The sequence below is a fragment of the Chryseobacterium sp. UF-290 genome (assembly GCF_058245615.1).
In genome coordinates, this window is the sequence record NZ_JBSICB010000006.1 from 200,609 (window position 1) to 214,963 (window position 14,355).

Annotated in this window: 14 protein-coding genes; 12 read left to right on the forward strand and 2 right to left on the reverse strand. The window is 38.6% G+C overall.

The genetic code is table 11. From position 1 onward, the window contains the following. Window positions 1-53 precede the first annotated feature (53 nt). Window positions 54-632 carry a TetR/AcrR family transcriptional regulator gene (locus tag AC4IF5_RS09545; RefSeq protein ID WP_490733919.1) on the reverse strand — a complete coding sequence of 193 codons (579 nt, stop codon included), beginning with the start codon at window positions 630-632 and terminating at the stop codon, window positions 54-56. Between the two features lie 223 nt (window positions 633-855). Between AC4IF5_RS09545 and AC4IF5_RS09550 the strand changes: the two genes are divergently transcribed. Both AC4IF5_RS09550 and AC4IF5_RS09555 read left to right on the forward strand, forming a co-directional pair. Then, window positions 856-1,722 (forward strand): SPFH domain-containing protein, encoded by an 867-nt coding sequence (locus tag AC4IF5_RS09550; protein ID WP_490733921.1) that lies wholly within the window; start codon window positions 856-858, stop codon window positions 1,720-1,722. Between the two features lie 85 nt (window positions 1,723-1,807). Then, window positions 1,808-1,996 carry a type II toxin-antitoxin system antitoxin gene (locus AC4IF5_RS09555; protein ID WP_490733923.1) on the forward strand — a complete coding sequence of 63 codons (189 nt, stop codon included), beginning with the start codon at window positions 1,808-1,810 and terminating at the stop codon, window positions 1,994-1,996. Window positions 1,997-2,187: 191 nt separating this feature from the next. Here AC4IF5_RS09555 and AC4IF5_RS09560 read toward each other — a convergent pair whose 3' ends face one another. Continuing rightward, window positions 2,188-2,337: a histidine kinase gene (locus AC4IF5_RS09560; protein ID WP_065397693.1), complete on the reverse strand. Its 150-nt coding sequence runs from the start codon at window positions 2,335-2,337 to the stop codon at window positions 2,188-2,190. A gap of 135 nt (window positions 2,338-2,472) precedes the next feature. On the opposite strand from AC4IF5_RS09560, the gene amaB reads away from it, so the two are divergent. The 10 genes from amaB to AC4IF5_RS09610 all read left to right on the forward strand — a co-directional run bounded on the left by amaB (window position 2,473) and on the right by AC4IF5_RS09610 (window position 14,259). Next, a complete protein-coding gene (gene amaB / locus AC4IF5_RS09565) occupies window positions 2,473-4,023 on the forward strand; it encodes an L-piperidine-6-carboxylate dehydrogenase (RefSeq protein ID WP_490733925.1) in 1,551 nt (516 codons plus the stop codon). A gap of 113 nt (window positions 4,024-4,136) precedes the next feature. Further along, window positions 4,137-5,462: an L-lysine 6-transaminase gene (gene lat, locus AC4IF5_RS09570; protein WP_490733927.1), complete on the forward strand. Its 1,326-nt coding sequence runs from the start codon at window positions 4,137-4,139 to the stop codon at window positions 5,460-5,462. A gap of 61 nt (window positions 5,463-5,523) precedes the next feature. Further along, the gene (locus AC4IF5_RS09575; protein WP_490733929.1) at window positions 5,524-5,754 is read left to right on the forward strand and encodes a DUF2007 domain-containing protein; all 231 of its coding nucleotides are present in this window, start codon (window positions 5,524-5,526) and stop codon (window positions 5,752-5,754) included. Between the two features lie 229 nt (window positions 5,755-5,983). Next, a complete protein-coding gene (locus AC4IF5_RS09580) occupies window positions 5,984-6,496 on the forward strand; it encodes a GNAT family N-acetyltransferase (RefSeq protein ID WP_490733931.1) in 513 nt (170 codons plus the stop codon). A 116-nt stretch (window positions 6,497-6,612) separates the two neighbouring features. Further along, window positions 6,613-7,068 (forward strand): transcriptional regulator, encoded by a 456-nt coding sequence (locus AC4IF5_RS09585; protein WP_490733933.1) that lies wholly within the window; start codon window positions 6,613-6,615, stop codon window positions 7,066-7,068. A gap of 1 nt (window position 7,069) precedes the next feature. Next, complete coding sequence (locus AC4IF5_RS09590) at window positions 7,070-8,254, forward strand: efflux RND transporter periplasmic adaptor subunit (protein WP_490733935.1); 1,185 nt, start codon at window positions 7,070-7,072, stop codon at window positions 8,252-8,254. Next, a complete protein-coding gene (locus AC4IF5_RS09595; protein ID WP_490733937.1) occupies window positions 8,254-11,400 on the forward strand; it encodes an efflux RND transporter permease subunit in 3,147 nt (1,048 codons plus the stop codon). Before AC4IF5_RS09590 ends, AC4IF5_RS09595 begins: the two co-directional genes overlap by 1 nt. A gap of 84 nt (window positions 11,401-11,484) precedes the next feature. After that, window positions 11,485-12,900: an efflux transporter outer membrane subunit gene (locus AC4IF5_RS09600; RefSeq protein WP_490733939.1), complete on the forward strand. Its 1,416-nt coding sequence runs from the start codon at window positions 11,485-11,487 to the stop codon at window positions 12,898-12,900. Window positions 12,901-13,288: 388 nt separating this feature from the next. Next, the gene (locus tag AC4IF5_RS09605; RefSeq protein WP_490733941.1) at window positions 13,289-13,777 is read left to right on the forward strand and encodes a GNAT family N-acetyltransferase; all 489 of its coding nucleotides are present in this window, start codon (window positions 13,289-13,291) and stop codon (window positions 13,775-13,777) included. Window positions 13,778-13,779: 2 nt separating this feature from the next. Beyond that, window positions 13,780-14,259, forward strand: coding sequence for a MarR family winged helix-turn-helix transcriptional regulator (locus AC4IF5_RS09610; RefSeq protein WP_490733943.1), 480 nt, complete (start codon window positions 13,780-13,782; stop codon window positions 14,257-14,259). Window positions 14,260-14,355 lie beyond the last annotated feature (96 nt).

The following is a 14,355-nucleotide window of genomic DNA, read 5'->3' on the forward strand; positions in this document are numbered from 1 at the left end:
ATATTTATTTTTACTTATTTTAAACCAATCGTTCCAAAATAAAATAAATTTTTTTATCTCTTTATTTGTTCCATCAAAAAATCAACCATCTCCATAACTTCCTTTTTGTTCTTGCTCAAAATATAATGGCTCCAATAGCTACTAAAAGATGAAAGGATATATCGGGCAATAACTGCAGAATTGCTATTACTCTTAATATCTCCCTCTGTTTGGGCTTGTGCTATTATATTTTCCAGAATTGACTGTAAATTATGACCTCTTTTCAAAAGTAGATTTTTCACTTCGTCGTCCGCAGGAGCTATTTCAAAAATAGTCTTCACAATTAAACAAGCCTTGTTGTCTGTTAATGTCTGATTGACTACATTGCGGATTACGTATTCCAACGCATCGATACCTTTTTCTTTAACCGTTGAGGCTTTCAAATATTGATTTTCTTTGAGAGAAGCATAATTTGACAGGCATTTTAAAAATAAATCGTGCTTGTTGCCGTAAGTGTCATAAATGCTACTTCTGTTCAAATCCATCGTGGCTACTATATCCTGCATAGACGTAGCATTGTAGCCCTTTTCCCAAAAAAGGTTGCGGACTATTTCCAGCTTTTCATCGTAATCAAATTCTTTATGTCGTGGCATATCGGGTGTAAAGATATCATATTAGATCAATCGTTCCAAATTATATGATATGTTTATCCAAACAGGTCTTTAGCTCGCTGAACAGATTAAAATCATGTCACTCAATATCCATTCCCGAAGCTTACATTCCGAACCCGGTACAAAAATCAATATTTATAATTCATAATTAAAAAAATAATCATATCTTTATGATATCAAAATAATATCAAAATAAAAATCAATTATGGAAAAAATCTTAAAACCCATGTCCGGCTATTTAACACTAGTGATTTGTCTCATCTTGTTTATAGTTGCAATTTACCTTTTCATAAGTGGAGTAGACCAAAGCATTACTTTCGTTATTTTATCCATGTTTTGCTTTCTTCTTTCCTGCTTTTTTCTGAAAGGGCTTATGATCATTCAGCCTAACCATTCGAGAGTGCTGAACTTCTTTGGGAAATATGTAGGGACTGTAAAAGATAACGGATTATTCTTTATCAATCCTTTATATTCATCTCAGAAAATATCCTTACGTTCTGAAAACTTACAAGGACAGACTTTGAAAGTCAATGATAAAATGGGAAATCCTATTGAAATCGCCGTGGTAATTGTATGGAAAGTGGGGGATACCTACAAAGCGGCTTTTGATGTTGAACGCTATTCTGATTTTGTGAAAATGCAGAGTGAGGCGGCAGTACGACATCTGGCCATGAGCTTTCCTTATGATAATTTAGAAGATGATCATGCGCCTATTACTTTAAGGGAAGGTGGTGACAAGATCAATTCTATTTTAGAACAGGAGCTTACAGACCGTCTTTCAAAAGCAGGGATTGTGATTCAGGAGGCCAGGATTTCACATTTGGCTTATGCTTCCGAGATTGCCGGAGCAATGCTTCAGAGACAGCAGGCTACTGCAATTGTGGCAGCAAGAACCAAGATCGTAGAAGGTGCGGTGGGAATGGTAGACCTGGCCCTGAAGAAATTGTCTGAAAACAATATCGTTGAGCTTGATGATGAAAGAAAAGCGGCAATGGTAAGTAATCTAATGGTCGTTCTATGTGGTGAAAAAGCTGCAACACCTGTATTGAATGCAGGTACTCTATACAATTAACAGTCAGATTTTCCGGGTTGTATCATGTGAAATGCTCCGGCCCGGAAAATAAATCTTTGCATATTTTGCATTAAAAACAAGAAAAATGAAAGCAGAAAAAGCTCAGAACTCTTCGGAGACCAAAGGCAAAAAATCCTTTGTCATAAGAATAGATGAGTCAACCTATAAACTCCTTGAAAAGTGGGCGAATGATGAATTCAGAAGTGTGAACGGCCAGATCGAATATCTGCTGCATCAGAGTCTGATGAATTCAGGGAGGAAGAAGAAAGAATGATGTATAAAAAAACAAAAAGATACCATTTAAAAGAAGTTTCCGGAGAATTTACCAATAAAAGCTATCTGTTTTTCATAGATCTGGAATTATGAAAAATACAAAAAAGTTCATTTTTTGAACTTTTCAGTGAAAGAATAACAATCCGGTTAACCTTACTATAAAAAGAAAGCAGAGAAATTTTCTCTGCTTTTTTATTTGATACAGCTCTGAAGAGTGTCTGCTCCAAAGTAGAATATGACGAGCCAAACCAAGCCTTTAATGGTAAAGAAAGCCAATCCTGCCCATCCCACACGCTTGAACCATTTTTTAAACTTTGAGTTATTTTCTTGTGAATTTTCCATTGGCGAATATCAAAAAGATTATCCTGCAAAGATAAGCATGTTTGTAATTAGTCCAAATAAAAAGCCCTTTAAAAATTAAAGTTTTGAGGTTCGCATAATATTTTTATCTTTAGAGAGAACGAAAAGTAAGATTTTATGTCAAAAAAAGTAAAGGATTTCGGAATTGAAAAAACATTAAAAAACTTAGGTATTAAAGAAGAAAATAAAGGTACCTCGGCAGGCGGAAAATATTTCGCTTCAGGAAAGGTGATAGAAAGCATCTCTCCTGTGGACGGAAAGCTGATCGCCAAAGTAAAGACTTCCGGAGAAAGTGATTATGACAAAGTAATTGAAACGGCTCAAAAGGCATTTCAGGAATTCAGGCTGATCCCGGCTCCCAAAAGAGGAGAGATCGTAAGGCAGCTTGGCTTAAAATTAAGAGAATATAAAGAAGACCTTGGTAAACTTGTTTCTTATGAAATGGGGAAGTCTTTGCAGGAGGGATTAGGAGAAGTTCAGGAGATGATCGACATCTGTGATTTTGCCGTAGGACTTTCCAGACAGCTTCAGGGGTATACGATGCACTCTGAAAGACCCGGTCACAGAATGTACGAGCAATATCATCCGCTTGGTGTGGTTGGAATCATCACTGCCTTCAACTTCCCGGTAGCTGTTTGGTCATGGAATACGGCTTTAGCATGGATCTGCGGTAACGTCACGATCTGGAAACCATCTGAAAAGACTCCGCTTTGTGCCGTTGCATGTCAGAACATTATGTCGGAAGTTTTGAAGGAGAATAATCTTCCGGAAGGAATTTCCAGCGTTTTGATCGCTGATCATGAGATCGGGCAAAAACTGGTTGAAGATAAAAGAGTGGCTTTGGTATCCTTCACAGGTTCTACAAGAGTAGGAAGAATGGTTTCTTCTAAAGTAGCGGAAAGATTCGGAAAATCTATTCTTGAATTGGGTGGAAACAATGCCATTATCATTACGAAGGAGGCTGACCTTGATATGTCTATTATCGGTGCTGTTTTCGGTGCTGTAGGAACCGCAGGTCAGAGATGTACCTCAACAAGAAGACTGATCATTCATGAAAGTATTTATGATGAAGTAAAAACAAGACTGACAAAAGCTTACGGACAATTGAAGATCGGAAATCCGTTGGATGAAAAGAATCATGTAGGTCCTTTGATCGATACTGATGCTGTAAATCAATATGAAGAAGCTATTAAAAAATGTAAAAAAGAGGGTGGAAAATTCGTCGTGGAAGGCGGAGTTTTATCCGGGAAGGATTATGAGTCAGGATGCTACGTGAAACCATGTGTTGCAGAAGTTAAAAACTCATATGAGATCGTTCAGCATGAAACGTTTGCACCGATCTTATACCTGATCAAATATAAAACGCTGGAGGAAGCGATCGCTATTCAGAACGATGTACCGCAAGGGCTTTCTTCTGCCATCATGACCCAGAATTTAAGAGAAGCGGAACTGTTCCTTTCTCATGCAGGTTCAGACTGTGGTATTGCGAACGTAAATATTGGTACTTCCGGTGCCGAAATCGGAGGCGCTTTCGGAGGAGAAAAAGAAACCGGTGGAGGAAGAGAATCCGGATCAGATGCCTGGAAATACTATATGAGAAGACAAACCAATACTATAAATTATACAGCACAACTTCCTTTAGCACAGGGGATTAAATTTGATTTATAAAAGCTTTACTTAAAGTACTCAAAAAACAATAAAAAATTAATAACCTGAATGATCAGATGATCAAAGACTGAAGCATCTGATCATTCATTTATTAAATCACACAACAATTTATTATGGAACAAACATTAGATATAAAAGCAAATAAAGTAAAAGAAACAGTTGGGAAACATGTCTTGGCAGACGGTTTTGATTTTGTGATGGATATAGAAAGATCTCACGGATCATGGCTTTATGACAAACTTACAGACAGGGAATATTTAGATATGTTCTCTATGTTCGCTTCCGCTTCCGTTGGATACAATCATCCTTATCTTGTAGAAAGATCGGAATGGCTGGGGAGAATGGCAGTGAACAAACCGACGCTGGCAGACGTTTACTCGGAAGAATATGCCCGGTTCCTGGAAGTATTTGAAAGAGTGGTGATTCCTGAAGAATTACAATATGCTTTCTTTATCGAAGGCGGGACTCTGGGCGTTGAAAATGCGATGAAAGCATGCTTCGACTGGAAGACCCGCAAAAACTTTGCAAAAGGACTTGAAACAGAGGCAGGAATCTGTATTCATTTCAAACAGGCTTTTCATGGAAGAAGCGGTTATACTTTAAGCTTAACCAATACCTCAGACCCAAGAAAGTACCAATATTTCCCAATGTTTAACTGGCCCAGAATTTTAAATCCAAAATTAAAGTTCCCGATTACAGAAGAAAACCTTGAAGAAACGATCAAAAATGAAAACCTTGCTTTGCTTCAGATTGAAGAGGCTATTCTGATGCACCCTGATAAAGTGGCTTGTATCATCATCGAACCTATTCAGGCAGAAGGAGGAGACAACCATTTCAGAGATGAATTCTTATTGGGATTAAGAAGAATCTGTGATGACAACGAAATCTTACTTATTTTTGACGAAGTTCAGACAGGTATAGGGATTACAGGGAAAATGTGGGCTTTCCAGCATTTTACTGCAAAGCCGGATATCATTTCTTTCGGTAAAAAGGCTCAGGTATGTGGCGTTTTAGCCAATAAGGAAAAATTTGATGAAGTTCCGAACAATGTTTTCAGAGAAAGCTCAAGGATCAACTCTACATTTGGAGGTAACTTTATTGATATGCTTCGTTTCCAGCTGGTAATGGAGGTGATCGAGAAAGAAAACCTTGTAGAAAACGCAAGAGTGGTAGGGGACTATCTATTGGAAAAATTGAAAGCTTTGGCAGAGAAATACCCTCAGAAAATATCCAATGCGAGAGGAAGAGGATTAATGTGTGCCATTGATCTTCCATCCGCAGCGCAGAGAAACCAGCTGATGAATGATCTTTTCAATGACGGATTGATCATACTTCCATGCGGGGATCAGTCTTTACGCTTCAGACCTCATTTGAATGTGACCAAAGAAGAGATTCAGTTGGCATTGGACAAAATTGAAAATCATATTAATAAAATTTAAAACCAAAGATTTGTAATTTTCAAAAAAACATTGTACATTTAAATACTCAAACATTTGGAATATGGAAAGAAGTACGAGAGTATCGGTTTATGAAAGTGATAACCCTTCAGAAATTCAGTTGATTAAATCTAAATTGGATGATGCACAAATTACAAACACAGTTGAAAATAGCTATCTTACCTTTACTACAACACCCACTGCAACTTCGCTGAAAGTGATGGTAGATTTGGAAGATGAGAAGAAAGCCTTTGAAATTATTGATGCTTATCTTCAACAAAGTGAAAATCAATAAACAATTTCATAATTTTAAATTTTACTACTTCGAACCGAAAATTAATTTTTATTAGTTTTCGGTTTTTTAATTAATCAATCAATAATTATTAAAAGATTAAGAAATTAAGAGATCTAGAGATTAAAGCTGAATGTTAATGAAAAAAGTAATTTTTATCAGGGCAGTCACTAATTTCTGAATTTCTTAATCTCTTAATTCCCTAATTCTTAATATTAATCAAATTTATAACATGAGCCCGGAAATTAAACTAAGAAAAGCCGAAATTGAAGACAGAGACATTATTTGGGGAATTATCCAGCAATCTATTGAAAGAAGAAGATTGGACGGAAGTACACAATGGCAGAACGGATATCCTAACCCTGGAACCGTAGAAAGTGACATTGCCAAAGGATTCGGGTATGTTCTTACCTCTGATGGAGAAATAGCGGTGTATGCCGCTTTAATCTTAAATGATGAGCCGGCTTACAGTCAGATTGAAGGCGCATGGCTGAGCAATGGCGAATTTGTAGTCGTTCACAGAGTGGCTGTGGATGGAAAATTTGCAGGACAGGGAATGGTAAAAAAGCTTTTCGATCACATTGAAGACTTTACGAAATCTCATGGAATTCAGAGTGTAAAAGTAGATACCAATCATGACAATATCGCTATGCTGAAGATTCTGGAAGGCAAGGGATATTCCTATTGCGGAGAAGTCCTTTTGAGGGACGGAATGAGGAAAGCTTTTGAGAAGATTATAATTTGAGCCAAAAGTTAAATCAACTTTCATTGAATTTTTAAAACACCTTGTATTTATAATCTCTATCAGGTTTGTTCGTTTGGTTCTGAACTAATTTATACTTTTGTTCAAATTTTTATATTATGCACAAAAGTATAGAAATTGATGAAAAAATTTTTCAGGATGCCGTAAAGTTTTATGGTACCGTGTTCAGCTTACCTCCTTTAGCTTCAAAAATCTATTCCTACCTTCTTTTTGACTATGAGAAAGTAGGAATTACTTTTGATGAGTTTGTTGAAGTGCTCTCTGCGAGCAAAAGTTCTGTTTCTACCAGTATCTCACTGTTATTGAATGCTCAGCTTATCGTTGATCATAATAAAATGGATGAGCGGAAACGGTATTTTTTTATCAATGACGAATACAAAAAAATTCGATTCGAAAAAATTGTCCAGAAAATGCAGGACGAACTAAGATTATTAGATGATTTAAACAATTTTAAAAAAAGTAAAGATGATGGATACAACGAAAGAATAGAAGTTTACAAAGCACTCTTAAATAAAAACATAAAAAATATTCAGGAATCTCTTAATAAACTATAAAATGAATAATAAGCTAGTTATACTTTCCATTGCAGCGCTTTCACTTACAGCCTGCAAAAAAGAAGCTCCGAAGCAGGATGGTGCCAAGCCGTACCCTGTAGTTTCAGTGGAGTCAAAAAATATAGTGGGTTATCAGACGTTTCCGGCTACCATCCAGGGTAGGGTAAACAATGATGTACGTGCAAAAATACAGGGATATATCACGCAGGTATTGGTAGATGAAGGACAATATGTAACAAAAGGACAGCCCTTGTTCCGCCTGGAAACTAATATTCTGAGTGAAAATGCCGCTGCTTCCAAAGCCGGAATCGCAGCATCAGAATCCAGCATTGCAGCTGCTCAGGCTTCTGTAAATGCAGCCCAGGTCGAAGTGAATAAGCTGAAACCTTTGGTTCAGAAAAATATTATCAGCAATGTACAGCTGCAAACGGCCCAGGCTAATCTGGCCCAGGCTCAGGCTCAGTTGCAGCAGGCAACTGCAGCCAAAAGACAGGCCGTTGCCAATTATAAAGGAGTAGAAGCCAATATTGAATATTCCATTATCCGTGCTCCTATTTCCGGAGTGATCGGAAAACTTCCTTTAAAAGTCGGGAGTTTGGTAGGACCTACCGATCAGACCCCTTTAACAACGATTTCCGATACATCAGAGATCTTTGCTTACTTCTCAATGAATGAGAAGGAATATTTTGATTTTCTTGAAAAAGTTCCGGGCTCCTCGATGCCTGACAAGATCAAAAGTCTTCCAATGGTTGAATTACAGTTAGCCAACGGCAGTCTTTACCCGGAAAAGGGAAGAATCGAGGCTATCACGGGTCAGATCGATCCTACAACAGGTACCATCCAGTTCAGGGTAGCATTCCCTAATGCTCAAAAGCTTTTGAGCAACGGTAACAGTGGAACGATCAGGTTCCCGCAACGATATGACAATGTATTGGTAGTTCCTGAAAGCGCCACTTATGAGCAGCAGGGTATTGTCTACGTTTACAAGGTGGAAAAAGATACTGCCAAAAACGTTGTGATCAATGTCATCGACAGAATTGACAATATGGCTCTTATCAAATCAGGGATAAATAAAGGAGAAACGGTCATTGCAGCCGGTATCGGAGGTTTGAAACCGGGTACTGCCGTGAAGCCGAAACCAATCAAAATGGATAGTCTTGTTCAATCAATAAAACCGAAATTCTAATGATAAAAAACTTTATTAACAGACCGGTTTTATCTACCGTGATCTCAATTTTGATTGTGATTCTCGGTATTTTAGGGCTGATCTCGTTACCGGTTACACAGTATCCGGACATTGCTCCTCCTACGGTAAGTGTTACAGCGAACTATACAGGGGCCAATGCCGAGACTGTAATGAAAAGTGTTGTAGTTCCTTTGGAAGAACAGATCAATGGGGTGGAAGGAATGGATTACATTACTTCTTCTGCAGGAAATGACGGGTCTGCCAATATTCAGATCTTCTTTAAGCAGGGAATTGACCCGGATATTGCAGCGGTAAACGTACAGAACCGTGTGGCCAGGGCTACCCCTTTGCTGCCTTCCGAAGTTACCCGTTCAGGGGTTGTCACGCAAAAGCAGCAGACCAGTGCCCTGATGTATATGTCTTTCTATTCTGAAAATAAAGATCTGGATGATGTATATCTTCAAAATTTCCTGAATATCAACGTTATTCCTAACCTGAAAAGGATCAACGGTGTAGGGGATGCCAATGTTTTCGGGGGTAAAAACTACTCGATGAGGATCTGGCTGGACCCTGCAAAGATGGCAGCTTATGGAGTGACACCTACAGATGTTACCAATGCGATCAATGAGCAGAGTAGAGAAGCGGCAGCAGGTTCTATCGGGCAAAACAGCGGTAGTTCATTTGAATATATCATTAAATACGTAGGGAAATTCAACGATAAGAGCCAGTATGACAATATCATTATCAAGGCTCTTCAAGATGGACAAAACCTTATGCTGAAAGATGTTGCCAAGGTAGAACTGGCAGGACAGTCCTACTCAGGGGTCGGGGAAAACGGAAACAATCCTTCCATCAGTATGGGGATCTTCCAGACACCGGGATCCAATGCACAGGAGATCATTAAAAATATCAAGGACTATCTGAAGTCTGCGGAAAGTACTTTCCCACAGGGAGTGAAATATACATTCAACTTCGATACCAATGAATTCCTGGAAGCTTCTATCGAAAAGGTAGTACATACCCTGATCGAAGCATTTATCCTTGTATTTATTGTCGTATATATCTTCCTACAGGATTTCAGGTCTACACTGATTCCGGCCATTGCGGTTCCGGTATCTATTGTGGGGGCGTTCTTCTTCCTGAATCTATTCGGATATTCATTAAACTTATTAACCCTATTCGCTCTGGTACTGGCTATTGGTATTGTGGTAGATGATGCGATTGTGGTCGTCGAGGCCGTCCATGCTAAAATGGAGCACGGTATTTCCGATGCGAAAAAAGCTACGGTAGAAGCAATGGACGAGATCACAGGAGCTATTATCTCTATTACTTTGGTAATGGCATCGGTATTTATTCCGGTAACATTCATTAAAGGACCTACAGGGGTATTCTACCAGCAGTTCGGTATTACACTGATTGTTGCGATCATAATTTCTGCGATCAATGCATTGACATTGAGCCCGGTTTTATGTTCATTATTCTTAAAGCCGCATTCAGAACACCATAAGGAGTATCAAAACCTGAATTTCCTTCAGAAGTTTTTCTATAAGTTTAATATTGCTTTTAAAACAACAACTGAGCGTTACGGAAGAGGGTTTGTGTTCTTACTGAGACACAAATGGGTAACCTTATTGATCTTCGCTATCACGGGAGGAATCCTATACTGGGCCAGCGGAACGATGAAGAAAGGTTTCGTACCTACAGAAGACAGGGGAATTATCTTTACCGATGTTCAGCTTCCTCCGGGAGCTTCCATGGAAAGAACCTATAATGTTCTGAAAACACTTCAGGCGAATGCAATGAAAGTTCCGGGAGTGCAAAACGTTACGATTTCTACAGGTAGAGGTTTCTTATCAGGAAATGGTAGTAACAACGGTCTTGCCTTTGTCAAGTTGAAACCGTTTGAAGACAGAAAAGCGGATGGACAAACCTCTGAAGATATTACCAAAAGACTATTCGGAATTGCAGGATCTGTTCCGGATGCGAAAGTAGTATTCTTCCAACCTCCAAGTGTACCTGGGTTTGGTAGCAGTGCCGGTTTCGAAATGGTATTGCTGGATAAATCAGGAGGTGACTATGCTGACCTTGACGCTAAAACGAATGAATTTATTGGTAAACTGATGCAGAGACCTGAAATTGAATTTGCCCAGACTTCATTCAATACAAAATATCCTCAATATCAGATGAATATCAACGTTCCATTGGCTAAGCAGCTTGGAGTTTCCGTAAGTGACATTCTTGCTACGATGCAGGGATATATCGGGGGGATCTATACCGCTGACTTTACCAAGTATGGAAAACAGTTCAGGGTAATGGTACAGGCTCTTCCTGATAACAGAAAAAGTATTGACAACCTGAATGAGCTCTATGTAAGAACGGGTTCAGGGATCATGTCTCCGATCTCACAGTTTGTGACGTTGGAAAAAGCATACGGTCCACAGTCTGTAAGCCGTTACAACCTGTTTACCTCTGTAAAGATTACAGGAGCTAACTCTGCCGGATTCAGTTCCGGGGATGCGATTGCCGCAGTACAGCAGGTTGCAGGTGAGGCATTAAACCAGAACTATTCAGTTGAGTTTACAGGACTATCGAGAGAAGAATTAGCTTCCGGATCTCAAACATTATTGATTTTCGCATTAAGTCTGATCTTTGTATACTTTATCCTTTCAGCACAATATGAAAGTTATATCCTTCCGCTGATCGTAGTGATATCACTTCCTTTAGGAGTAATGGGAGCGTACTTCGGACAGAAGATCATGGGGCTGGAAAATAATATTTATTTCCAGATCGCATTGATCATGCTTGTCGGGTTGCTGGCAAAAAATGCGATCCTTATTGTCGAATTTGCCATTCAGAGAAGGCATCATGGAGAAACGATCGTGATGTCGGCTATCAATGCTGCAAAAGCGAGGCTAAGACCTATCCTGATGACATCATTTGCCTTTATCTTTGGTCTGTTGCCATTAGTTCTGGCGAATGGAATCGGTGCGGTAGGTAACAGATCGATCGCAACCGGAGCTGCTATAGGATTATTGATCGGTACTATTCTGGGTCTTTTCGTGATTCCTGTCCTGTTTGTGATCTTTGAAACGATACAGGAAAAGATTAAACCTCTTAAGAAAGAAGAGATCAATTTAGCAGAGTAAAATTAAAAATTTGAGGCCCGGAAGTTAGATCTCATTTGAAAATCTAACTTCTAACCTCTCATTTCTAACTTCTAATTTTAAACAATGAAGAGTTTATTAAACATCATAAAAGGAATCACTTTCTCAGCTGTCATACTGGGAGCCATTACCTCCTGTATGGCCAGAAAGGAGTATGAAAGACCGAAGAACGCAGTCGACGAAAAGCTTTTCCGTACAGATATGCTTCCCTCAGACAGCGCGAGCATTGCCAATATTTCCTGGAAGGAGATCTTTACAGATCCGGTGCTTCAGGGACATATTTCAAAAGCTTTAGACAATAATCTGGATATCAGAATTGCTTTGCAGAGCATTAATTCTGCAGAAGCTTACCTGAAACAAAGTAAAGCAGCTTATCAGCCAACACTTTCTATCGGTCCCAATTATACTTTCCAGACACAATCTATCAATACTCAGTTTGGTCAGATCATCGGAGAAAGACGTTATGTTAATCAATTTGATATTACGGCAAGCATTGGTTGGGAAGCAGATCTCTGGGGAAAATTAAGAGCTCAGGAAAAAGCTCAGCTGGCCACTTATTTAGGAACCGTTGCCGCACATAAAGCTGTAAAAAGCAGCCTTGTGGCATCTATAGCCTCTGCTTATTATCAGCTGCTTACCTTTGATGCCCAGAAAAAGATCATTACAGAAACCATTGCAGTACGAGAAAGAAATTTAGAGACAACGAAAGCGCTGAAAGCTGCCGGAACACTGACAGAAGTCGCCGTACAGCAAAGCGAAGCATTGGTTTTCAATGCAAAATCTTTATTGATTGATATTGATACCCAAATCCAGTTGCTCGAAAATACAATGAGCCTTCTAATGGGTGAATCATCACATACGATTGAAAGGTCGACATTGGAAGGTCAGAAGCTTCCGATCGATCTGAGACTTGGATATCCGGCTCAGCTGTTGGCAAACCGTCCGGACGTCATGAGAGCTGAGTACAACTTAATGAACGCTTTTGAGTTGACCAATTCTGCAAAAGCACAGTTTTATCCTACCCTGAAGCTTACAGGATCCGGAGGACTGCAGTCTGTGGATATCGATCACCTGTTCAGTGTGAATTCATTATTTGCCAATGTTGTGGCAGGATTAGCACAACCTATTCTAAACAAGAGACAGATCCAAACGAACTACGACGTGAGTCTTGCCAATCAGGAAACTGCTTATCTGAACTTCAGGAAAACAGTTCTTACTGCCGGAAAAGAAGTTTCTGACGCAATCAGGGTTTTTTCCGTTCAGGATTCTTTTATTGAATTAAAACAAAAGGAGCTGGATGCTTATAAAAAGTCAGTAGATTATTCTCAGGAACTTGTTAACTATGGGATGGCAAATTACCTTGAAGTGTTGAACGCAAGTGTAAATTCATTAAACGCAGAACTTAACATTTCGAATGCACAATACAATAAAATGAAAGCGGCTGTTGAGCTTTACCAGGCTTTAGGCGGAGGCTGGAAATAAGTTGGTATTGTATAAATAATAATAAGCGTGTATCAGTAATGGTACACGTTTTTTATTTCGATTGATAAAAGCTGGAATAGGGAAATTCTTGGAGCTTGAAAATCGTAATTATGTGTTTTTATATCTTTTAAATATGCTGACTGTTTATTATAATTTGCAGTACTAATAATACAATCATAATTTTCAGTTTTATACTATCTTTTCTATTATAGATAAGAAGAATCTCTCATTTTAATATCCGTTAAAATTTTAATAAAAATGAATTTTCATTTGTGAATATGTATTTGACTACGTAGTTTTGTACTTTAATAATTGAATACAATATTTAAAGCTTAAAAATAGAATTTCATAATCTCTAAATCTCTTAATACTATAAAAGATAAAACTGATGAAACTACAAATCCAACCTTTAGACAACACCTATTCAGAACAGGTCATTGAACTGATTCTGAACATTCAGCAGAAAGAATTTAACATCCCTATTACTGTTCATGACCAGCCGGACCTGATGCAGATCGAAAGTTTTTACCAGGAGAAAGGAGGTAACTTCTGGGGCGCTTTTGTAGATGGAGAATTGGTGGGTTCCATTGCTTTGGTTAAATTCGATAAAACGGCAGGGGCCATCAGAAAAATGTTTGTAAAGAAAGAGTTCAGAGGAAAAGAACTGAATATTGCACAAATTTTACTTGAAATTTTAATTTCCTTCTGCCGTGAAAACGGAATTGATGACCTATATTTGGGTACCGTATCAGTATTGAAAGCGGCTCAGCGCTTTTATGAGCGGAATCATTTTACTGAGATCGAAAAAGGAAAACTTCCGGATCTTTTTCCATTAATGAGTGCTGATGACATTTTTTACCATTTAAAAATTGACTGAATATGAATGTGATCAACGAAGCAGGAATTCTCGCTATATCCACAAGGCTGCACCGTCTCAGCGAGCAGTTGAGAAAAGACGGGGCTTTGATTTATAAAGCATTCGGGATAGACTTTGAGCTAAAATGGTTTCCTGTAATTTTTACGATTTACCAGAAAAAGGTAGCCAGCGTTGTAGAAATTGCCAATGAGATTGGTTATACCCATCCTTCCACCATCACCCTGCTCAAAGAGCTTGAGAAGCAGGGGCTGATACAATGGGGAAAAGATAAACAGGACGAACGCAAAAGATTATTCATGCTTACTTCAAAAGGCGGGGAACTTATAGAAAATATGAAACCCGTCTGGGAGCTCATGTCAGCTGTTTTAGGCGATATTGCAGACAATGAAAACAACCTGCTGAAAGCTATTGATGAAGTTGAGGAGAAAATTGCGAATCAGTCTTTTTACCAGAGAGCACTGCAGCTTAAAAATTCAAAATAGATATTTCCATCAAATTCTTGATTTATTTTGAATGTTCTCAGTCTTTTAGAGAACTTTTATGTAATTTAGGAATGTAAAATATCCGGAATGAGAGTT